Raw genomic sequence first — 21340 nt, forward strand, 5'->3', positions numbered from 1 at the left:
CTAGTGGAGCCGACGTGCGATCGGCTTCGCCAGCGTGTTTTGCCATTCCCGCTGCGCCGACTGGTCGCTTGACCGCAGGCTATTCAGCAAGGCTGTGGTCTTCGGCTGAACCCGCGAGCCGTCGATCACCTCGAGCCGGCCGCAGCGGTTGAGCGTGTGCAGCTTGCGTCCGGTCCACAGCGGCCCGGGTTGGAGCAGATGGCGCACGGCCTGCCGGTAGGTCGTCGGCGACAGTTCGAGCACTTCCGCAAGTCCGAGCGCCGCGCCGTATCCGTTGCTGCAGTCCTGCACCGGCCGCCACAGCTTGCCGTTGATGGTCACGAAATTGCCGGCCGGCCGCGTCGTCGCGCGATCCATCAGGATCGGATTGCTTGCATGCGGACGCCAGGGGCCGAACAACTGCTCGGCGTAATAGATCGCCAGCGTGTCGGAATATCCGCCGGTGCCGTCGCGCCAGGCTCCGAACATGTAGTAGCGGCCGTCATGCTGCGTGATGGTCGCGTCGGCGAGTTCGAGCCCTGACAGCAGCGTGCCTTGCCGTTCCCACTTGTCGGGAAAGCGAACGCATTTGTAGATCGGGACATCCCGATGCGCGGTGCTTTCCGGGATCATCCACAGCTCGCCGTTGTTCTCGATCAGGAACGGGTAGGACAGGTGCCAGGGCTCTTCGAGCACCGGCAGCACCGTGCCGACCGGACCCTTGCCGTCGAATTCGATCGCGGAGATGATGCCCTTGCCGGTGCGGTGGTCGAGGTCTTCGAAGAACACGAAGGTCCTGCCCTGCCACTTCACCGGGACGGGATCGGCGTAGAAGTGATTGCCGGGATCGCCTAGCACGTTCCAGGCAGATCCCGACAAGTCACCGGTCCGCCAGACATCAGCGTCGTCGGCGTAGCGCCATCCGACATGCCAATGCGGCGCGTAGCAGCAGAGACGGTAGATTTCCTTGGCGATCGAGGTCGCGACGCCGCGCAGGACAAAGGGCGCAGGATTTCGCGGCGCGCTGGCCGCCGGCACAGCCAGTTGCGGCACCAGTCGCGGAGCCCCCGACAGGATCGGCGGCAGCATGGACAAGGTACGCGCCATCACCGTTTCGAGCCCGCTGCTCAGGCCGGCGGCGATTTCCGCCGAGGGATGGCCGCGGTCCATCACCGCGCCGTCGAGCTCGTTGACGATTTCAATCACCGGCAGGTCGCCGGCGAGAATGGCGGCCAGTGCGGCGGCTTCGCCCGCCTGTCCGTTGAAGCGTGGACGGAGGTAGAGCCCGGCGGAGCAGTTCGGGTCCCGCGCGGCAGTGGTGAAGTCGACCACCACATCGGGGTTGCCCATGCGCGGTCGTTCCGCAATCGTTTTCAGCCTGTCGGCCTCGCCCGCCTTGCCCTTGCGCAGCACGATGCGTTCGAGCTCGAACAGCATGTCGAGGCCGGCGGGCCTGGGCCCCGGCGTCGTCGTCCAGGCGATTTGAACGGGAATATCCTGATCGTTGACGCGCAGCGTCTCGCGACGCATCCAGAGCCGCGCCTGCGCTCGATCGCAGCGAAACTCGATAATCATGTCCAGCCCAATTTCCTAGTGCGCGTCCACTCCTACGGCATTGCCGAGAATCCGGACGTATTCCTCTATCATGGCATCCAACGAATAACGCGACTTCAGGCCTACGGCGCTTTGCCGCAGCTGGTCGCTCAACAAACGATCGGTCAGGACTTTCGATACGGCGGCCGAAAACTCTGCCTCGTTAGCCGCGTCAACGAAGACCGCCGCGGGCCGTCCGTCATAGGACAGCACCTCGCGCAGCACGGGTAGATCGTTGACGACGCAGGGGATGCCGGCGCTCGCGGCTTCGACCGCGGCGAGGCCGAAGGTTTCGGCCTGCGTCGGAAATACGAAGACGTCGAGGCACGCCAGAAATTCGGCCATCTGGCGCGGTGGAATCTCGCCGATGAAGTGCAGCCGGTCCGCGACATCAAGCTCGTTCGCCAGGGCTCGCAGCCGTTCCTCATCCGCGCCTTGCCCGGCGAGGGCAAGATGCCAGGATTGGTCGGCGGCCAGCAGGCGTATCGATGCATCGAGCCGCTTGTGCGGATGCAGCCTTGCCGCGCAGCCGAGCAGCGTGCGATCCGGGGGTAGCTTGAACTGCTGCCGCGCGACGTTCTTCGGCAGGCTGTGCGACTTGTCGTCGAAGCCATGGGGGACGTGCGTCATGCGCGCGCGATAGGTCGCGGGATAGCGCGCGTATTCACGTTCCATGTCGCGCGAGTTCAGCGTGATACACTGGAAGAAGCCGGTCGAGCCCATGATGATGTCGGCGGCTCGCACCGGCATGCTCATCGACATCGCCGAGGACACCTGGTTGGCGATCACCGGGGCGCGGCTGACGAAGCGCGAGACGCCTCCGCCGATCACATTGCCGAAGTGCTGGAAGGTCAGCACGACATCGGGCCTGAGGGTCCTGAGATGACCGGCGAGCGTCCACAGCATCCGCAGCAGCGCCAGCGGGTTTCCCGGACGGCTCGGCGCGCAATAGAATGTATTGGGCGGCTCGTCGAACGAATCCGATTTGCGGAAGAAGAACAGGTTGGCGACGTCATAGCCGCGCGCGCTGAGGCCCGCGCCGAGCAGCCGCGATATCTCCTGCGCGCCGGCGTTCTCGGCCTGGGTCTGCACCAGGACGACACGCAGCTTTGGCTTGCCCACGTTCGATTGATCGCGTGATGCGGTCGATGCCTCGCGCAATTCTGTGCTTGGCCTGTAATGGAGCACGGCTTCCTCACCCGTCGAAGGAGTGGAATCGTCCCCCTCGCTATTGCGCGCGTACTTATCACGCGAGGCGCGCTCGTAGACCGAGTAGCGCGTGTTGAGGTTACTGCTCATTTCGTGCGATCAGACATTGCCAGCAATCGTGAGCCATTGTTTCACACATAGGGTACAGCCGGCTCGTTAACTAATTGGTTACGTCCGCATGAGGAGGGGGTAACCGTGGATTAACCATAGATATTTACGTTGGAGCAGTACTGTCAGTTGAATTCGAGTCACAGCCCCATGAAGTTCGGTAGCCGCGTAGGCCCGAGACGTTCCGAAGCCACGGAACCCGCCGCGTCGTGGGAAACTGCCGGCGTGCAGACCAGCCAATCCTCTGCGGAAACCACCAAAGGCGTGCTTAGCATTCCCGGCGTGGTGGCTTTTTTCCGCGAGAACGGTCAACGCATTCTAATGCTCGCCGCGGTGATCTTCGCGGTCGGCGTCATTCTGCTGATGTTGATTCCGGCGCGCTATGCCGCGACCGCGCTCGTCGTGGTCGACCCGCGCGAGCAGCGCGTGACCACCGATCAGGACGTCCTGCCGGGCATCGGTCAGGATGCCGCAGCACTGCAGAGCTATGTCGAGATCGCCAAATCCGACGGATTTCTCGGGCCGCTGATCGAGCAACTCAAGGTCGCCGAGGACAGCGACATCTCCGGCGGCAGGACCGACCCGACGCGCCTGCTCGACCGGTTTCGCAACCGGCTCGACATCTCCCGGCGCGGATTGACCTATGTCATCGCCATCAAGTTCACGTCCAACAACCCGCAGCGCGCGGCGTACTACGCGAACGCGGTGGCTGAGGCGTTCGTCGCCAGCCAGCGCGGCACGCGCAGCGTGGCGACCGACGAAGCCGCCGACTGGCTGAAGAGCCGGCTCAAGACGTTGAACGACCGCCTGCGGTCTTCGGAAGATGCCGTTGCGAAATTCAAGCTCGAGCACCGGATCGTCAACGCCGGCAAGGAATCGACGACGCAGCAATTGCGCGTCACCGATCTGACCCAGCAGGTCGCCGCCGCGCGCGCCCGCACCGAGGAGGCCAAGGTTCGCTACGAGCAGCTGCAGCGCGACCTGAAGGCCAATGTCGACGGGCCGGTCAAGCAGGACCTGCTGAGCGCGCTGCGCGCCCAGCGCTCCGCGCTCAACGACCAGATCGCACAAAAGCGCGGGGTGCTGGGCGATCGTCATCCGGACCTCGTGATGGCCCTCAGCCAGCTCAGCGATCTCAACCGCCAGATCGAGATCGAGCGGAAGAAGAACATCGACACCGCGAAGTCGGAATATGAGGCGCAGCGCGATCAGCAGAAAGCGCTCGAGGATCAGCAGAAGGCGGTCGAACAGCAAATCCTGATCGACGGTCAGGCGCTGGTCAAGCTGCAGGAATTGCAGCGCGACGCAGATGCCAACAAGAATATCTACGAGCAGTTCCTCTCGCGCTACAAGACCACCGACGAGCAGCGGCTGCTGCAGAGCTCGCAGACCAAGGTCGCATCGCCTGCGACGCCGCCGGTGCGCTCGACGCTGCCGCCGCTTCCGCTGTTGCTGGTCGCGCTCGCGATCGTCTCGCTGCTGACGTCGACGGCGATCGTCGCCGTTCCCGGTCTGAATCTGAAGCAGCTCCCGATCAAGGCCATTCCGCCGCTGCGTCAGGCCGAGGCGCCCGCACTTGCGCCGGCCGCGCCGCAACCTGCGCTGCCGCCGGGATTGCCCGTGCTGGCCCACATTCCCAACATCGCGTCGTTGGACGCGGTCAGGAGCGTCTGGCAGACCCCGATCTCGTCGACGGCCGAGCCTGATCTCAGTCCGCATCTTGAGCTGCTGATCGAGAACATCGAGCAGCTTCCGGGAGAGCACGGCAAGGTGGCACTGCTGCTGTCGGTCGAGGCCGGTGCCGGCGGCAGCACCGTCGCACGGTCGCTGAACCGATCCGCGCTCAAGAACGGAATGCTCAGCGTGCTGATCGAGATGGAATCCAGGCGCGCCGAGACCGCGCCGCCGCAAGGCTCGGGGATCATCAAGGCCGACCTGCCGTCGGTCGTCGAACTGCTGGGCGCCAGCAGCAAGGCGCCGCCCTATCCGCCGGACGATATTCGCGCCGATTTCGGCCTGATCATCGTCGACGCATCGTCGCTTGCGCTGCAGCCTGCCGCGGTGGCGCTGGCTGCCCATGCCGACCTGGTGATCCTCGTGATTCGCGAAGGGACCGCCAACTCGGCCGCGATCGGCAAGGCGCGGGCCGATCTATCCGGGTATGGTTCGGTCCCAACCGCGCTGGTCGTCAATCGCGTGGCGGTCAATGACGCCGTTCGCGGTCGCCAGGGCGAGGCGCTCGGCCTGGCGAGCTGAAGGCGGTTCAGCTGAAGCTAGCGCCTTTTCCGTTCCGATAGTTTCGGAACGTGGCTCCGGATTCTTGTTTTGACGCGTTTTCTTCGGGCGAACCGGTATCCACTTCGCTCGAAAAACGCTCTAGTCGTTGCTGTCCGCAACGCGGACCGCGTAGGCATCACCTTTCGACGGCCACAGATGCGACAGCACCAGAATGGATGGGTCGACGCCGGTCCGCCGCCGGCACAACACGTTGAGCGCGATGGTGGCGAGGACCAGCGAAGCCGTCGCCGCGATCGCGGCGCCGAGCACGCCGAGCCAGGGGATCAGCACGACAAATCCCAGCAGCCGTAGCGCCACGTTGGCTGCGACGACGGGAACATAATCGCGCTCATGGCCTGTCAGCTGCAGAACAGCGGCAGAGGGCCCGCCCGCCGCCTGGAAGGCCGTTCCGATCGCGAGCACGATCAGCACCCACTGCTGCGCCGCAAAGTGCGGCCCGAACAGGCCGAGCAGATAGGGGGCACCCACCCAGACAATGACGAGCCCGCTGAGCACGCAGAGCGCGGTCACCTCAGCCATCAGCTTCAACGTATGTTCGAGCTCGCCGTGGTTCTTGCTGAAATACAGCGAGGGCAGCCGGCGCGCCCCGAACGTGTAGAGCGCAGCCGACAGCATCGCGAAGATGTTCGCCAGCCGCGAGGCGGCGAAATAGACGCCGGCGGTGGCCGGATCCAGCATCCAGTAGACCAGGATGACGTCGAAATACTGGTTTGCCGCCTCGAGAATGGAGGCGAGCCAGAACCGGAATGCGCTCTTGTTCCAGCGCGAGGCCTCGAAGCGCGCCGTGACCGACCGCAGGTTCGGCAGCACGCGCACGATCGATACGATCTGCACGACGAGCCCGAGGGCCATCGCGCCCGACATCGCGCTGAACAGCTCGGCGGGGGTGAGCTGCCGGTGGCCGAACAGCACCGCGATCAGGAACAGGACGACGGCGACGCGCCAGAAGAACTCCCGATTGCCTTCGCCCATCAGGATGCTGACCAGGGATCGCGCGATCTGGCTGCCGAGCATGAGCCCTGCATTGATTGCGGTGAACGCCGAGACCGACAGGATCAAGAGCCACCACTCGCCGCGAATGCTTGCCACCGCGGCGATCGCGGCGATCGAGATCAGCATCCCGATGGCGGAGTTCTTCAGGCTCGACAGCAGCACACCCTTGGTGAACTCGGTCTGGCCGCGCACCTCATACTCGTTGAGGAACCGAACCAGGAGCAGCTCCTGGCCGACCAGGCCCACCACCGAGGCGATCTGGGCGACGGAGAGCAGGGTTGCGAAGTTTCCAAACGCGTCGGGCGTCATCGCCCGCGCGGCGAGCGAGAACAACGCGAATGCGAGCCCGCCGCTACCAACCTTGAGCAGGATGGTCCCGGCAACGCCGCGCGTAACGTCGCGCCGTAACAGTTGGAGCACGGAGGCAATCACCAGAGACGTCTCAATATCCAGTGGGGCTGTTGACCGCAGCAATCGGTGAAGCCTGGAGTGTTAATGTTCTCTTGCTAAGATTCCGTTCCTTTCGAATGGCTGCCGGGCCCAACGCAGTTGTGAACAGGGCCAGGTCGCGTTGCTCCATTCTGGAACGGCGCCGTCTGCCCTGTCTCCAAACGGCGCAGGTTGGATTTGCCTCGAGCGTCCGGTCCAGTGGCGCGGACCTAGCCGGATGAGACTGCGTTTGCGCGTCAACGCCGTCTGTCGCTGCTCGATGGCCTGGCAATCGCCTCGCCATCCCGCTGCGGAGCCTGCAAAGGTTCAGTTTCATGGCTGACCGTCGTGCAAGCCATGTGCCGAGAGACCACTGACCGTGGTCCGGACGTTTTCATTAACCTCGATTCTGGAACTCGCCGTGCTCGATCGGCAAGGCGACACCGCAGGCAAGGAAATTGCAGTTCTGCGGCCAACCAGAGCTTTTCCCGTTCCGATCGAATCGGAACGGCGCTCTAGATTCTTGTTTTGACGCGTTTTCTTCACGCGAACCGGTATCCACTTCGCTCGAAAACGCTCTAGCCGTCGGAGCGGACAAACATGATTGCCGAGAAAAGTGCGACCAAGCCGATCGTGGCCTGCGAGACCGAGGTCATCGAAGCGGACGTCGCAATTGTCGGAGCCGGTCTGGCAGGCTCGCTTGCAAGGGCTGTGCTAGCCCGAGCCGGATACCGCGTCGTCCTGATCGACAAGCGATCGATCCCGCCGGATGAATTCCGGGTCGAAAAGATCGCCGGACGGCAGATCGATATCCTGCGCCGCCTCGGCTTCATCAACGACGTCGAGGCCATTGCCGCGCCCTATGACCGGGTGCTCAACATCAGGAGCGGCAAGCTGGTCGATATCGGCGTCGGCCGGTCCTACGGGATTTCCTATGCCAACCTCGTCAACATGGCACGTGGCCTGACGCCCGATGCGTCGAGCTTGCTGCTCGACCAGGTGACCAATGTCAGCTGCAGCGAGGAACGTCAGCAGTTGACGCTGGCCTCCGGCAAGCGGGTCGTCTCGCGCCTGGTCGTTCTGGCGACCGGCATGGCGAACGTGCTCGGCCACAGTCTCGGAATGCGTCGGCAGATGCTTGCTGCGCGCCACTCTGTCTCGTTCGGCTTCACGATCGCACGGCCGGACAACGCGCCGTTCGATTTCGATGCGCTGACCTGCTATGGCGAGGAGGCGGCTGACGGCGTCGACTATCTCAGCCTGTTTCCGATGTCGGGCGGCATGCGGGCGAACCTGTTCATGTTCCGCGATCCGACCGATCCGATCATGCGCGAGCTGCGCCGCGACACTAGACGGACGCTGCTTCGCCTGATGCCGGGATTGCAGCCCTATCTCGGCGATTTCGAGGTGGTCGGCCAGGTGCAGAACTGGGTCATGGATCTGACCGTGACCGAGGGGCATCTGCAGCCCGGCGTCGTGTTGATCGGCGACGCGTTTCAGACCAATTGTCCCGCGGCCGGCACCGGCGTCGGCCGCCTGCTGGTGGATGTCGAACGTCTTTGCACGGACTATGTGCCGCGCTGGCTGGAGACAGCCGGTATGGGCGTGGACAAGATTGCGCAGTTCTATTCCGATCGGGACAAGCTCGCCGCCGATCACCACTCGCTGCAACTGGCGAACTTCCGCCAGGCCCTGACGTTGAACACCGGTGTACGCTGGAACTTGCGGCGGAAGCTGCACTTCCTGCGCCGCATGATCACGCACCGGGTGGACCGGATTCGTCCGGGATGGGTGATGCGCGTCCGCAGCGCGCTCCGCTGATCGGGCTGCCAGCGCCGGGCGGCGCTAGCGCGTGCCGGTCGAGGTGCGGACCGGCCTGAAATCGGTCACACGCTTGGCGGCCTGCTTGATCCAGGGCGCCTGCTTCAAGGCAAACAGCGCGAGCGAGCCGGCGGCGCTCGCGGCCTGTGTCACGCCCGACATCGGCGTCGGCTGACCGCCGAACTGCATCTTGTAGGGTTCGTCACCGATGGTGAAGTCCAGCACCCGACCGCCGCGCTCGATGCAATCCCTGGCGACGCTCTCGAATGTCAGCGCGCCGATCGATTGGCTCTTGTACCCCTCGACATCGAACGCCGTCATGACGACAAGGACGCTGTCACGGTGAACCAGCCCGAGGGCCGCCGCGATGACGTTGCCGTCCATCTTCATGGCGTAGAGCCGGGCAAACGAGCCCATGCCGCGAAGCGCCACGCTCGAGTAGAAATCGAAATACTCCGGTCGCTGCAACAGGTCGCCATCACCTTGTTCGTGAAACCGCGGACCGCGAAACTTTCTCATCGTCTCCATGGCTTCGCCGATCGAAGCGCTATCGTCGCAGCTTGAGAAGGTCAGCGTGCCCTTCCTGTGGATCTGGCGCCATTTCTTTGCCAGCTCCTTCTGGTACGACTTTCCCATTGCATTGATCTGCCATTGCTCGAACGGCGCGACCAGGACCGTCGCGTAAGCATTGGTATCCATCAGGCTGCGATGGGGCGCTCCGAGCAGATTCTCGATCGGCATCCTTGCATCGAGCAGCTTGGGTATGCGCAGCAGATCGAACGGCCGCAGCAGCTGTCGAAGCCTTTCGCAGGCACGCTGGTCTTGCAGCAGGTCGGTGAAGGTCGCGATGCTGCACACCGGCGACAGATAGTCGGACACGCGGAGATCGGCGAATTCGATGGTGCGCATCGGGCCGCGCCGCACGCGCAGCATCGGCAGCACGGCCGCAAGCGACTTGTTCGCACGATGGCGGATGGCGACGACCAGCGGCTTGGCCGACGCGGCGGGAGCGAGCTTGCGATAAAGGCTGTCCAGCCATAGCGGATGCTGGAAGGCGGTCGCGTCCGAGCCTTCAAATAACTTCACGTACTCTTCAGACAGGAAGTCGAATGCGTCGTCGATGCTGACATCGAACGCGTCATCATTCTTATTCATGTGAGACCAAACAAAACGACAGTTTCAAAGCGCCGATTGTATCCGGCACGTGGCCCTTATAGCAAAGGTCGATCGGCTCGGGCAGCGGCAGAATACGATTTGTATTAATGCAATGCGTCGACCTTTGCACATTGTTGCTGGGTCGAGCCATTTGCTTCATCGCATCGACTGCGATCGGCTGTCATCTCAACGTGGCCGCGTCTGAGGGATCGGCATCGTTAACAATCCCTTAAGGATGCGTTCAATCGCGCCGTGGTGAGATATCGCACCCGGGCTGGACCGGATATTGCAGTTAAGGGCTCGCAAGTCCTGGAGTCCCGCCGAAATGCTGAGTCACAGCCAAAAAACCCGCGCTTCCTACGCAATTTCGTCCCCGCAGGCCGACCGCAAGCCGCCTCGGCGTCTCAATTCGGACATGGCTGCTCCGCCTGTCCGGATTTGCGACACGTCGCGGGCCGAGCAGATGTCCTCGGCGCCGGCGCAGATCGGATCATTGCCGCACGGCGCGCGGGAGCGGCGTATCAATCCTGTCGGCAGGGCTGCGACGGCCGGTGTCCCCCGGGCGACCATCGGTGGGCTGCGGCTCGCCGTGCTCGATCGGGAGCAGACCGCCGAGTTCATGGTCGAGGCTGTGCATCCGAACCGGCGCGCCAATCGTCCGCTGTATCTGACCTCCGCCAACGGCGAGGTGCTGTCGCGCTGCTCGACCGAGCCGATGACGGACCGGCTGTTCCGTACCGCCGACCTGATCAACGCCGACGGGCAACCGCTGGTCATGGTGTCCAAGCTACGGTCGCCGAATCCGCTTCCCGAGCGCGTCGCGACCACGGATCTGTTTCACGACGTCGCGCGCAAGGCGGAAGAACTCGGGCTGACTTTCTACCTGTTCGGCGCCAACGAAGCCGAGAACAAGGCCGCCATCGCCAATGTCCGCCGGGCCTATCCGGCACTCAAGATCGTCGGCCATTCGCACGGCTACCTGCGCGGCGACGCGCTGCGGACCAAGGTCGACGAGATCAACGCCCTGGCGCCTGATTTTCTCTGGGTCGCGCTCGGCGTGCCCTATGAGCAGGCTTTCGTCGACGAATTCATGCCTCGGCTCGGCAATGTCGGCGTCATCAAGACCTCGGGCGGGCTCTTCAACTTCCTGTCTGGCTCGCGGCCGCGTGCGCCGAGATGGATGCAGATCGTCGGCCTCGAGTGGGCCTGGCGCCTGTGGCTCGAGCCGCGGCGGCTGTTCTGGCGCTACCTGACGACCAACCCGCACGCGCTCTATCTGCTCTTCAACCGGACCCGATCCCGTCAATGAAAGACTGACGCCTCTAACGAGTGCAATGTGCCGCTCCGATCCACCGGAGCAGCAAGCTCATTCCATGAGCGGAGTACAACCGAATGGACGGACGTGCGATCGACAGTTCGATCTGGCAGGCACCCGGCGTCGGGGCGGAAAATTTCGCCAGGACCGTCGTCGGTTGGTCGATCACCATCAATGTGATCATGTCGATGGGGACCTTCCACGCCGCGCTGCTTCCGACCGAATTGACCCTGGTGCAGCAGGCCGTCGCCCTGCTGATGTGGGGTGTCCTGATCTACGCAAGCCTGTTCGTCCGTCCCTGCCTGCGGCTGGCCCCCAATCTCGACACGCTCGTGATCGTCGCGTTCTATGCGTTCGCCACTGTTTCCGTGCTGTGGACCAACCTCGGCGTGGCGGCCCTGATGAAGGCCGCGGCGCTCGCAATCACGACGCTTGGCGCGTTTTGCATGATCACCCGCGTCGATATCGACGACATCGTGACATCGGCCACCCGCGGCCTGTTCGTGCTGATCGCGGCCTCTGCGCTCTGTGCGGTGATCCTGCCGGACATCGGGATCGATCAGACCTGGATGCACAAGGGGCAGTGGCAGGGGGTCTTCGAGTCGAAGCAAACCCTCGGCTTCGCCGGGGCCTATCTCATGTTCTTTGCCTGTTATCGAAAGATAATCGGGCAGGGATGGCTGCCATTCCTCGTGACATTCGTGCTCGCCTCGACCTGCGTCGTCCTCTCGGAGTCGCGCGGCGCGGGCGCTCTCGCGCTCGTCGCCTGTGCGCTGATGCTGACGTCGCTGTGGTCCGTCCGCTGCATGCGGGTCTATGCGGTGCTGCCATGTGTCATGTGCGTCGCTGCCGTGCTGTTGATCCTGTACTTCTATACGACCGGCTACGACTCAATCCATGTCTTCGACACGACGATCGACTTCACCGAGCGAACCTTCATCTGGCAGTACGCCATCAGCCACTTCGATGACGCGCCGCTGCTCGGATTTGGCATCAACGGATTCTGGACCAATCCGGCGATCTACGATTATTTCAATCAGAACCACGGCTGGGTGCTCGACAATTATCACAACGGCTATATCGCCATTCTCGTCGAGACCGGATTCCTGGGCTATTTCCTGTTCACGGCGAGCGTCTTCCTGTTTTCCTACAAGGTGCTCTGCCTGATCGCAGGGCGGGCGATCGACCGTCTGCACTGTGCGTTGATCATCGGGTTCGTCTTCCTCAACTGCCAGACCAATTTCACCGAGACGGTCTTCCTTCGCTCAACGATGTTCACCTCGGTGCTGCTGATCGCATTCTTCCTCGCCATTTGCCGGCCGGTGCCGTCGTCGCGCGTAGAGCCGCGCGAATTGGAGCAGCCATGATCGCGTTCCGATTGCTTCTGCAAAGAGCCTTCGTCATGCTGGCGGCGGCGCTTGCTGTCCCGCTGACCGCACCGGCGAATGCGGCGGGGCGGGGGGCATCGCCGGTCGCCGTGGCATTGGGGCGCGGAATCAATATTCTCGGCTATGACGGCATCTGGGAAGGCTACCAGAATGCGCCGTTCCGCCTGGAAAACCTCGCCGCGATTCGCAAGGCCGGCTTTTCCCATGTCCGGATCAATTTCTTCGGCTTCAGGCATATGGACTCCGGCAACATCCTCGATGATGCCGTCCTGCGGCGCCTCGATGCCGTGATCGAGAAGGTGCTGGCCAGCAGGCTGGTTCCGATCCTCGATGAGCACGACACCGAGCTCTGCCAGCGCGACGTGGCCGAATGCGGCGTGAAGCTCAAGGCATTCTGGCGCCAGATCGCATCGCGCTATGCGGGGAAATACCCGGCGCTGGTGTTCGAGATCCTGAACGAGCCCGGTGGCAACATGACCTCGGCCGAATGGAATGCGCTGCTCGGCGATTGCCTTGCCATCATCCGGGATGCGAATCCGAAGCGCAACGTCGTGGTCGCGATCCTGAACACCGAGGAGCTGCCGATCGATCAGCTGGTGCTGCCGGCCGGCGACCGAAACCTCATCGTCACATTCCACTATTACCTGCCGCTGCGATTCACCCACCAGGGCGCGCCATGGTCGCCGACCTTCTCGAAGATCGGTCCGTTGAGCTGGGGCTCCGCGGAAGACTTGGCCACGGCCTCGGCCGATTTCGACAAGATCCGATCCTGGTCCGAGAAGGAGCAGCGCCCGATCTATCTTGGCGAGTTCGGCGTCTATGAGCGCGCGCCGGCGGAGAGCCGCGCGAAGTATCTGTCGTTCATGGCGAGACGCGCGGAACGCAATGGCTGGGCGTGGGCTTACTGGCAGTTCGACCACGATTTTGCGGCGTTCGACGGCGCCCGGCAACGCTGGAAGGCGGATATCCTCCGCGCGATCATCCCTCCGGTCCGCTAAGCCCTTCGATTGGACGCAGCGTCCGCTTCAGGATCGGCCGGCGGCCTTGACGACGCGGTTGTCCCGCGCGGTGAGCACGCCACCCTTGTAAACTGAACGCCCGGACGGCCGCGCCACCACGGCCTCCTGGATATGCACGGCGTTCAGTGTCACGAAATCGGCCTTGGCCCCCACATGCAGGCCGTAGTCCTCGAGCCTGAGCGCCTTGGCGCCGGCCGCGGTGATCATGTCGAACGCGATCGCGAGCTCCTCATCGGTGTAGAAGCCCGAGCGGTATCCGATCATCATGGCGCGGCCTAGCATGTCGCCGTCGCCATAGGGCCACCAGGAGTCGCGGATGTTGTCGTTGCCGCTGAACACCGTGACGCCGGCCTTCCTCAACAGGGCGACCGGCGGGAACGGCCGGCTGCCCGGCGCATTCGTCATAATTGCCACGCCCGAACGCGCCAGACTGTCGGCGGTCTTCTTCAGCGCATCGGCGGGAATGTCGCCGAGCCCGTAAGCGTGGCTGACGGCGACGCGGCCCGCCATGCCGAGCGCACGCGTGCGCGCCGCGATCTGCTCGACCTCGAAGGCACCGAGCATGCCGCCGTCATGAAGGTGGATATCGACATCGACGCCGTGCTTTTGCGCGACGCCAAAGACGACGTCGAGATGGCCCTCGATATCCCGGTCGAAGCTTGCCGGATCGAGCCCGCCGACGGCGTTGGCGCCGAGCTTGATCGCCTCGTCGAGCAGTTGCGGCGTGCCGGGACTGGTGAGGATGCCGTTCTGGGGAAACGCCACGAGCTGGATATCGATCAAGTCGCTGTATTCCTCGCGAACCCCGAGGATGGTCTCCAGCGACTTCAGCCCAACGGAACCGTCGACCATGACGTGACTGCGCATCTGCGTCGTGCCATGGCCGATGCAGAGGTCGAGCTGGTTCCGCGCGCGCACGTCCATCGGCGCGGCGCCGGCAAGGTTCTCGGCCTGAAACGCCACCCGCTCATGGACGTCGAATCCGTCGGTGCAGGGACGGTGCGGCCGCCATGTATCGCCGTAAAAACTGGTGTCGAGATGGATGTGGCCTTCGACGAAGCCGGGCACGACCAGCGCATTGCCGAGATCGACGATTTCGACCCCGCTGGGGCGTTCGCCGTTCGCCTCGATCGCAACGATGCGGCCGCCACGGACCAGCATATCGCGGCTGGCGTCGTCACCGAACCTGGCGTTGATGAAGAGTTTGTCGGCTGGCATCGGATCTGTTCCTCTGGTCGCTTGCGTCGCATGCAGATCGCGCGGCTCTCCATGCCTTGCCTAACATGGTCGGAGGAATAATACTCCGCTCGCACAAGCAGACAAGGAACCGAGAGCGTTGCCGGAGATTGCAAGCGGGGAACAGTTCGATGTCAAGCGCGCAGCCTTTGCCGCGACCATCGGCAATATGCTGGAGTTCTACGACTTCATCACCTACAGCTTCTTTGCGACCGAGATCGGCCGCACCTTCTTCCCCGCGCACAGCGAATACGGCAGCCTCATGCTGTCGCTTGCGACCTTCGGCGCCGGTTTCCTGACGCGGCCGATCGGCGGCATCGTGCTCGGAGTCTTCTCCGACCGGGTCGGCCGGCGGCCGGCGATGCTGCTGAGTTTCGCGCTGATGGGCGGCGCGATCCTGACCATCGCGCTGACGCCTTCCTATGCCGCCATCGGCATTGTGGCGCCGATCATCGTGATCCTGGCGCGGATGGTGCAAGGGTTCGCGCTGGGCGGCGAGGTCGGGCCGACCACGGCCTATCTGATCGAGATCGCTGCACCGAGGAACCGCGGCCTCGTCGTCGCCTGGCAGCCCGCCAGCCAGGAGATCGCGGCGACGATCGGCGCGCTTGTCGGTGTCATCCTGAGCAGCGCGATGGCACCCGACATGCTGCAGGCCTATGGATGGCGCATCGCGTTCCTGCTCGGGGCCGTGTGTCTGCCGTTCGGTATCTGGATGCGCCGCACGCTGCCTGAAACGGTCTCGCACGGCGAGCACGTCGCCGGGCAGGTCGAACGCTCGAGCCATGTGGCGCTGGCGCGGCGGCATCTTCGGGTGATCGTGCTGGCGGTGATGATCCTGGCCAGCGGCACGATCTCTACCTATGTGACGCAATACATGACGACCTACGCCAAGAATACGCTGCATGTGTCGCCGTCGCTGGCGTTCACGGTATCGCTGGTCAGCAACGGACTGCAGATCATCGGCGCGGTGCTGGGCGGCTGGCTTGCCGACCGGCTCGGACGCAAGCCGATCATGATCTGGCCGCAGCTGGTCGTGCTGGTGCTGACCTATCCGGCCTTCCTGTGGATCGTCCAGGACCCCGGTGCGTGGTCGCTGTTGTTCGGCTTCGGCATCCTGTCATTCATCGGATCGCTGCCGTTCACGGCGTTCTATGCCGCCTTCACCGAAGCGCTGCCGCAGAGCATTCGCGGCGGCGTGTTCGCCACGATCTACGCGGTCGCCATCGCGACGTTCGGCGGCACCGCGCAACTCGTGGTCACGTGGCTGCTGCACGTGTCGGGTGATCCGCTGGCGCCGTCCTGGTATCTTCTGCTCGCGGCGGCGGTCGGCATCGTGGCCATGAGCCTGATGCCCGAGACCGCCCCGGTGAAGGTCGGCGAGAAGTAGAGCGTTTTCGAGCGAAGTGGATACCGGTTCGCGTGAAGAAAACGCGTCCAACAAAAATCTTGAGCTCCCCTTCCGATTCAATCGGAACGGATGAGGCTCAAGGCGCCGGCAGACGCGCTCAATCCATGTCGCGAAAGGCGTGGCCGTTGGCCTCGATTTCCTTCACGAGCTGCGGCGGCAGATTGGCCTGCGCCGAGGTGCCGTCGAACACCCAGTCCTTGGCATCGGCAAGGTCGGGAAGGCCGGCGCCCTTGCGGACATAAAGACCGACCGATGTCTTCTTCGGATTGATGTAGAGATCGTAGTCCATTGCGCGCCTCCTCTCCGTTGCAGTTCAACGGAAGCTCCGGCCACGGCCGGAGACTTCCCGGATGAGTCAACGCCGGTAAGGCTAGGCGGGTTTCTTCGCCTCCGGCGCAAGCACCACTGACGCCTCGCTCGTCAGCATCAGGAAGGTGATGGTCTCCTGGAAATACAGCTGAACCGATTTCGCCGAGTGGCTGAGATAGCCGATCGAAAGGTCCTGGCCGATCGAGAGCTGGAAATCGCCGCCGCGGGTGGTCAGCAGGACGCCGCCCTCGATCGCGGGCGCCCAGATGATCTTGCCGTCGATCAGGCGCTGGATGTGCTGCAGCACCGGATAGCCGTCGTCGGTCGCCCCGCCGATCGCGGTATAGGGCTCGGTGCCGAGCAGCAGCGTATAGGGACCGTTGACGCCGGCAAGCCGCAACTGGCTGACCGCCTGCGCGACCACGGCGGGATAGTTCTTGACGCTCGACGGCAGCGTCAGCACCGGGTTGCTGGTGCCCTGACGGATACCCTCAATGCCGGCGGCCGCGTAGCCGTCGAACACCGTGCGATCCTCGGCGAAGGCAATCTTGCGCGCGGCATCCTTGAGCGGATCCCAGTCGGAATCATTCGCGCCGCGCTCGACATCGTCGATCGCCTGGCGCGAGAGCTCGAACGGCACGCGCAGCTCGACCAGCGCGCGGACGTCGCGCTGCGTCGCCTCGACCCCGTCGCCCGGCGCCGCGATCTTCTTGAGATGACCGGTGCCGACCGCGGAGAAATCCGTTCCCTTCGGACCGTCGACGTCGACGACACGGCGCGCCGCCAGATGGCGCTTCAACGTGCGCGAGGCCTCCTCTTCGATCTGGGCCCATGCCGCGTCCGAGATAGGGGCGAGTCCCCGATGAAGATTATTCATGTCCAGCCTCTCCTTTCAGTGAGCCGATCCCGAGCGAGCCGTCGGCCGGCGGTATTCCTGGTGCAGGTGCGTTGTCGGCCCCGGCGTCGTCCAGCGACGGCTCGGCGGGCGAAGGTGCCGGCGCCTGGCTCGCGACATCCTCCAGGAAAGTCGCCGACGGGACGAAGAACAGCATGCCGGTGACGGCGCGGCTGAAGTCGAGCAGGCGGTCGTAATTGCCCGGCGGCTTGCCGACGAACATGTTCTCCAGCATCTGCTCGATCCGCTGCGGCGACTTGGCATAGCCGATGAAATAAGTGCCGAACTCGCCCTTGCTGATATTGCCGAACGGCATGTTGTCGCGGACGATATCGAGCTCCTCGCCATTCTCGATGATCGTGGTCAGCGCGTTGTGCGCGTAGCTCGGCTTCACCGCATCGTCGAGCTCGATGTCGGACAGTTTGGTTCGGCCGATGATCTTTTCCTGCATCTCGACCGGCAGCTCGTTCCACTTCTTCAGGTCGTGCAGGTATTTTTGCACGATCACATAGCTGCCGCCGGCGAACGCCGCGTCCTCCTCGCCGATGATGGTGGCGTCGGTGGCCGCCTGGTCCTCCGGATTCTCCGTGCCGTCGACGAAGCCGAGCAGGTCGCGTTCGTCGAAATATTTGAAGCCGTGCACCTCGTCGGAGGTCGCAACCGCATCGCCGAGCCGCGTCATGATCTGGGTCGCCAGCTCGAAGCACAGATCCATCGGCACGGCGCGGATGTGAAACAGCAGGTCGCCCGGCGTTGCGACGGCGTGGTGGACGCCATTGATCTCGCGGAACGGATGCAGACCTTTCGGCTTCGGCGCACCGAACAGCCGGTCCCATGCGTCGGACCCGATGCCCATGACGCATGACAGCCGGCCCTCGAGATCGCGGAAGCCCACGGCACGCAGGAGCGCGCCCAGGTCGGCGCACAGCGACCGCACCACCGCATCATATTCCGGATTGGGCTTGAGCGTGACCGCAAGGAAGATGGCCGCGCGCGTCAGCTTCGCAGCGACCGGTTGCGGAACGGCTGATGGCACGCATGTCTCCTTGACTAAAACGGCACTTCCACGAGGACAAAAGGCAAGCGCTGGACGCCTGATCGGCGTCCAGACAGGGGCAGAGGAGCATGACAGTGGAACCTTTACAAGGGCTCGAATGGCTCACGCTCTTGCAGAGGTGCCTGCCTCAATCGACGGGCTTGCCGGACTTCTCTTCCTCGAGGGTCACCGCAATCGCGGCGTTGGCCGAGAGCCGAACCTTGGAGCCTTCGACACCCGCCACGAAGCCGAGCTCGATGAAGTGGTGATGGCCCTTGTGGAAGCCGTCGCTATCGCTTTTCTTGAGCTTGATGCGGTTGCCCTCGACGTGATCGACGGTGCCGACATGCACGCCATCGGCGCCGATGACCTCCATGTTGTCCTTGATCTTGTGCTGCGTCATGGCGCTCTCCTGGTTGCAGGTCAGCTGGTATATTCGGCTTGCATATGATGCGCCCAGACGACGCGGCGATGACAGCGCGTCGTGGGCAATCGGGCCTGTCTCACACCGGTTCGAATTCGTCCGCCGCTGCGTTCTCCGGCTTCTTGCCGTTGAAGGTGAGGCCGGCCCTGGTGGCCGAGAGTTTTACCTCTGAGCCGTCGCGCACGTCGCCGGAAAGGATCATCTCCGCCAGCGGATCCTGCACGCTGCGCTGGATCACCCGCTTCAGCGGGCGGGCGCCGTAAGCCGGGTCCCAGCCTTTCTCCGCCAGCCAGTCGCGCGCCTTCGGGTCGAGCTCCAGCTCGATCTTGCGATCCTCGAGCAGCTTGCGCAGCCGCGAGAACTGGATCTCGACGATGCGGCCCATGTCGCTCTTCTGCAGCCGATGAAACAGGATGATCTCGTCGATCCGGTTGAGGAATTCCGGGCGGAAGTGCGCCCGTACCATGTTCATCACCTGCTCGCGCACCGCGCCCGTGCTCTGGCCTTCCGGCTGGTTGACAAGATACTCGGCGCCGATGTTCGAGGTCATGATAATCAGCGTGTTGCGAAAATCGACGGTGCGGCCCTGGCCGTCGGTCAGGCGGCCGTCGTCGAGCACCTGCAGCAGCACATTGAAGACGTCGGGATGCGCCTTCTCGATCTCGTCGAACAGCACCACTTGATAAGGCCGCCGCCGCACCGCTTCGGTGAGGGCACCGCCCTCGTCATAGCCGACATAACCTGGAGGCGCGCCGATTAGCCGCGAGACCGAGTGCTTCTCCATGTATTCGGACATGTCGAGGCGGATCATCGCGGTCTCGTCGTCGAACAGATATTCGGCAAGCGCTTTTGCAAGCTCGGTCTTGCCGACGCCGGTGGGTCCCAAGAACATGAACGAGCCGATCGGCCGGTTCGGGTCCTGCAGGCCGGCGCGGGCACGGCGCACCGCGGTCGACACCGCGCGCACCGCCTCGGCCTGGCCGACGACGCGCTTGCCGAGCATCTCCTCCATGCGCAGCAGCTTGTCCTTCTCGCCTTCCAGCATCTTGTCGACCGGAACGCCGGTCCAGCGCGACACCACCTGCGCGATATTGTCGGCAGTCACGGTCTCGCTGGCGGACGAGGTCTCGCTGGCCTCGACCGCCGCGAGCTTCTTCTCGAGCTCGGGAATGCGGCCATAGGCCAGTTCGCCCGCCTTCTGGAATTCTCCCTTGCGCTGCGCATTGGCAAGCTCGGTACGCAACTGTTCGAGCTCGCCCTTCATCTTCTGCGCATCGGAGAGCTTGCTCTTTTCCGACCGCCATTTCGACGTCATGTCCGCCGATTTCTTTTCCAGGTCGGCGAGATCCTTCTCGAGCGTCCGCAGGCGGCTCTTGGAGCCGAGATCGGTCTCCTTCTTCAGCGCTTCCTGCTCGATCTTCAGCCGGATGATCTCGCGGTCGAGCGAATCGAGTTCTTCCGGCTTCGAATCGACCTGCATCTTCAGCCGCGCCGCAGCCTCGTCCATCAGGTCGATCGCCTTGTCGGGTAGGAAACGGTCGGTGATGTAGCGGTTCGACAGCGTGGCGGCTGCGACCAGCGCTGAATCCGCGATGCGCACGCCGTGATGCTGCTCGTACTTGTCCTTCAAACCGCGCAGGATCGAGATGGTGTCCTCGACCGTCGGCTCGGAGACGAACACCGGCTGGAAGCGCCGGGCCAGCGCCGCGTCCTTCTCGACATGCTTGCGGTATTCGTCGAGCGTGGTGGCGCCGATGCAATGCAGCTCGCCGCGGGCGAGCGCGGGCTTCAGGAGGTTGGATGCGTCCATCGCACCGTCGCCCTTGCCGGCGCCGATCAGCGTGTGCATCTCGTCGATGAACAGGATGATGCCGCCCTCGGCCGAGGTCACTTCCTGCAGCACTGCCTTCAGCCGTTCCTCGAACTCGCCGCGATATTTTGCGCCGGCGATCAGCGCGCCGAGATCGAGCGCGAGCAGCGCCTTGTCCTGCAGGCTTTCCGGCACGTCGCCGTTGACGATGCGCAGCGCGAGGCCCTCGACGATCGCGGTCTTGCCGACACCGGGCTCGCCGATCAGCACAGGATTGTTCTTGGTCCGCCGCGACAGCACCTGGATGGTGCGGCGGATCTCCTCGTCGCGGCCGATCACCGGGTCGAGCTTGCCGTCGCGCGCGGCCTGGGTGAGGTCGCGGGCGTATTTCTTCAGCGCGTCATAGGCGTTCTCGGCCGATGCGCTGTCGGCGGTGCGGCCCTTGCGCAGCGCGTTGATGGCCGCATTCAGGTTCTGCGGATTGACACCGCCCTTGGCGAGCAGCTTGCCGGCCTCGCTGTCCTTGTCGGCTGCGAGTGCTTGCAGCAGGCGTTCGACCGAGACAAAGCTGTCGCCGGCCTTGTCGGCGGCCTGTTCCGCCGCCGCGAAGGCGCGCGCGGTCTCGGGCGCCAGATAGATCTGTCCGGAGCCGGCGCCGCTGACCTTCGGTACCTTCGCCAGCGCCTCTTCGGTCGCCTTGAGGATCGCGCGCGAATTGCCGCCGGCGCGGTCGATCAGGCCGGCTGCGAGGCCTTCGGGATCATCGAGCAGCACTTTCAGGATGTGAAGCGTCGAGAACTGCTGATGGCCCTCGCGCATCGCGAGCGATTGTGCCGACTGAATGAAGCCGCGAACGCGATCGGTATATTTTTCAATGTTCATCGTGGCACCTCAAGGCAGCGCAGGCTCGTC

General features: G+C 63.9%; 16 protein-coding genes. 6 read left to right on the forward strand and 10 right to left on the reverse strand.

From position 1 onward, the window contains the following. Complete coding sequence (locus QA639_RS08270) at positions 1 to 1554, reverse strand: glucosamine inositolphosphorylceramide transferase family protein (protein ID WP_283089513.1); 1554 nt, start codon at positions 1552 to 1554, stop codon at positions 1 to 3. 15 nt (positions 1555 to 1569) lie between these two features. Next, complete coding sequence (locus QA639_RS08275) at positions 1570 to 2760, reverse strand: glycosyltransferase family 4 protein (RefSeq protein WP_428841171.1); 1191 nt, start codon at positions 2758 to 2760, stop codon at positions 1570 to 1572. A gap of 279 nt (positions 2761 to 3039) precedes the next feature. Here QA639_RS08275 and QA639_RS08280 point away from each other — a divergent pair, with 279 nt between their 5' ends. After that, positions 3040 to 5145: a GumC family protein gene (locus tag QA639_RS08280; RefSeq protein ID WP_283089515.1), complete on the forward strand. Its 2106-nt coding sequence runs from the start codon at positions 3040 to 3042 to the stop codon at positions 5143 to 5145. 120 nt (positions 5146 to 5265) lie between these two features. Here the strand turns inward: QA639_RS08280 and QA639_RS08285 are convergent, their stop codons facing one another. After that, positions 5266 to 6591, reverse strand: a complete 1326-nt coding sequence (locus QA639_RS08285; protein WP_428841172.1) for a lipopolysaccharide biosynthesis protein — start codon at positions 6589 to 6591, stop codon at positions 5266 to 5268. 618 nt (positions 6592 to 7209) lie between these two features. On the opposite strand from QA639_RS08285, the gene QA639_RS08290 reads away from it, so the two are divergent. Next, positions 7210 to 8430 carry an FAD-dependent oxidoreductase gene (locus tag QA639_RS08290; protein ID WP_283089516.1) on the forward strand — a complete coding sequence of 407 codons (1221 nt, stop codon included), beginning with the start codon at positions 7210 to 7212 and terminating at the stop codon, positions 8428 to 8430. 24 nt (positions 8431 to 8454) lie between these two features. On the opposite strand, the gene QA639_RS08295 is transcribed toward QA639_RS08290, so the two are convergent. Beyond that, positions 8455 to 9585, reverse strand: coding sequence for a GNAT family N-acetyltransferase (locus QA639_RS08295; protein ID WP_283089517.1), 1131 nt, complete (start codon positions 9583 to 9585; stop codon positions 8455 to 8457). Positions 9586 to 10048: 463 nt separating this feature from the next. Here QA639_RS08295 and QA639_RS08300 point away from each other — a divergent pair, with 463 nt between their 5' ends. The 3 genes from QA639_RS08300 to QA639_RS08310 all read left to right on the forward strand — a co-directional run bounded on the left by QA639_RS08300 (position 10049) and on the right by QA639_RS08310 (position 13286). Further along, on the forward strand, positions 10049 to 10894 hold the full coding sequence (locus QA639_RS08300; protein ID WP_283090557.1) for a WecB/TagA/CpsF family glycosyltransferase: 846 nt from the start codon (positions 10049 to 10051) through the stop codon (positions 10892 to 10894). A gap of 83 nt (positions 10895 to 10977) precedes the next feature. Then, the gene (locus QA639_RS08305; RefSeq protein WP_283089518.1) at positions 10978 to 12267 is read left to right on the forward strand and encodes an O-antigen ligase family protein; all 1290 of its coding nucleotides are present in this window, start codon (positions 10978 to 10980) and stop codon (positions 12265 to 12267) included. Beyond that, positions 12264 to 13286, forward strand: a complete 1023-nt coding sequence (locus QA639_RS08310; RefSeq protein WP_428841145.1) for a glycoside hydrolase family 5 protein — start codon at positions 12264 to 12266, stop codon at positions 13284 to 13286. Before QA639_RS08305 ends, QA639_RS08310 begins: the two co-directional genes overlap by 4 nt. A 27-nt stretch (positions 13287 to 13313) precedes the next feature. Here the strand turns inward: QA639_RS08310 and QA639_RS08315 are convergent, their stop codons facing one another. Continuing rightward, the gene (locus tag QA639_RS08315) at positions 13314 to 14525 is read right to left on the reverse strand and encodes an amidohydrolase family protein (protein WP_028334883.1); all 1212 of its coding nucleotides are present in this window, start codon (positions 14523 to 14525) and stop codon (positions 13314 to 13316) included. A gap of 187 nt (positions 14526 to 14712) precedes the next feature. Here QA639_RS08315 and QA639_RS08320 point away from each other — a divergent pair, with 187 nt between their 5' ends. Further along, a complete protein-coding gene (locus QA639_RS08320) occupies positions 14713 to 15933 on the forward strand; it encodes an MFS transporter (RefSeq protein WP_283090558.1) in 1221 nt (406 codons plus the stop codon). A 118-nt stretch (positions 15934 to 16051) separates the two neighbouring features. Here QA639_RS08320 and QA639_RS08325 read toward each other — a convergent pair whose 3' ends face one another. The 5 genes from QA639_RS08325 to clpB all read right to left on the reverse strand — a co-directional run bounded on the left by QA639_RS08325 (position 16052) and on the right by clpB (position 21310). Continuing rightward, positions 16052 to 16243: a hypothetical protein gene (locus tag QA639_RS08325; RefSeq protein ID WP_028334885.1), complete on the reverse strand. Its 192-nt coding sequence runs from the start codon at positions 16241 to 16243 to the stop codon at positions 16052 to 16054. An 81-nt stretch (positions 16244 to 16324) separates the two neighbouring features. Next, positions 16325 to 17140: a family 1 encapsulin nanocompartment shell protein gene (locus QA639_RS08330; protein WP_283089520.1), complete on the reverse strand. Its 816-nt coding sequence runs from the start codon at positions 17138 to 17140 to the stop codon at positions 16325 to 16327. Beyond that, complete coding sequence (locus QA639_RS08335; protein ID WP_283089521.1) at positions 17133 to 18194, reverse strand: Dyp-type peroxidase; 1062 nt, start codon at positions 18192 to 18194, stop codon at positions 17133 to 17135. Before QA639_RS08335 ends, QA639_RS08330 begins: the two co-directional genes overlap by 8 nt. A 148-nt stretch (positions 18195 to 18342) precedes the next feature. Next, positions 18343 to 18597, reverse strand: coding sequence for a DUF2171 domain-containing protein (locus tag QA639_RS08340; RefSeq protein ID WP_028334888.1), 255 nt, complete (start codon positions 18595 to 18597; stop codon positions 18343 to 18345). A gap of 100 nt (positions 18598 to 18697) precedes the next feature. After that, positions 18698 to 21310, reverse strand: a complete 2613-nt coding sequence (clpB, locus tag QA639_RS08345) for an ATP-dependent chaperone ClpB (RefSeq protein ID WP_283089522.1) — start codon at positions 21308 to 21310, stop codon at positions 18698 to 18700. Positions 21311 to 21340 lie beyond the last annotated feature (30 nt).

Origin of the sequence: Bradyrhizobium pachyrhizi (genome assembly GCF_029714545.1) — a bacterium.
Lineage (GTDB): Bacteria > Pseudomonadota > Alphaproteobacteria > Rhizobiales > Xanthobacteraceae > Bradyrhizobium > Bradyrhizobium pachyrhizi.

What these genes read in the sequence shown, in the direction of transcription:
- QA639_RS08270 (WP_283089513.1), bottom strand. Translation starts at nt 1,554, where the DNA reads ATGATTATCGAGTTTCGCTGCGATCGAGCGCAGGCGCGGCTCTGGATG.
- QA639_RS08280 (WP_283089515.1), top strand. Translation starts at nt 3,040, where the DNA reads ATGAAGTTCGGTAGCCGCGTAGGCCCGAGACGTTCCGAAGCCACGGAA.
- QA639_RS08290 (WP_283089516.1), top strand. Translation starts at nt 7,210, where the DNA reads ATGATTGCCGAGAAAAGTGCGACCAAGCCGATCGTGGCCTGCGAGACC.
- QA639_RS08295 (WP_283089517.1), bottom strand. Translation starts at nt 9,585, where the DNA reads ATGAATAAGAATGATGACGCGTTCGATGTCAGCATCGACGACGCATTC.
- QA639_RS08300 (WP_283090557.1), top strand. Translation starts at nt 10,049, where the DNA reads ATGTCCTCGGCGCCGGCGCAGATCGGATCATTGCCGCACGGCGCGCGG.
- QA639_RS08305 (WP_283089518.1), top strand. Translation starts at nt 10,978, where the DNA reads ATGGACGGACGTGCGATCGACAGTTCGATCTGGCAGGCACCCGGCGTC.
- QA639_RS08310 (WP_428841145.1), top strand. Translation starts at nt 12,264, where the DNA reads ATGATCGCGTTCCGATTGCTTCTGCAAAGAGCCTTCGTCATGCTGGCG.
- QA639_RS08315 (WP_028334883.1), bottom strand. Translation starts at nt 14,525, where the DNA reads ATGCCAGCCGACAAACTCTTCATCAACGCCAGGTTCGGTGACGACGCC.
- QA639_RS08320 (WP_283090558.1), top strand. Translation starts at nt 14,713, where the DNA reads ATGCTGGAGTTCTACGACTTCATCACCTACAGCTTCTTTGCGACCGAG.
- QA639_RS08325 (WP_028334885.1), bottom strand. Translation starts at nt 16,243, where the DNA reads ATGGACTACGATCTCTACATCAATCCGAAGAAGACATCGGTCGGTCTT.
- QA639_RS08330 (WP_283089520.1), bottom strand. Translation starts at nt 17,140, where the DNA reads ATGAATAATCTTCATCGGGGACTCGCCCCTATCTCGGACGCGGCATGG.
- QA639_RS08340 (WP_028334888.1), bottom strand. Translation starts at nt 18,597, where the DNA reads ATGACGCAGCACAAGATCAAGGACAACATGGAGGTCATCGGCGCCGAT.
- clpB (WP_283089522.1), bottom strand. Translation starts at nt 21,310, where the DNA reads ATGAACATTGAAAAATATACCGATCGCGTTCGCGGCTTCATTCAGTCG.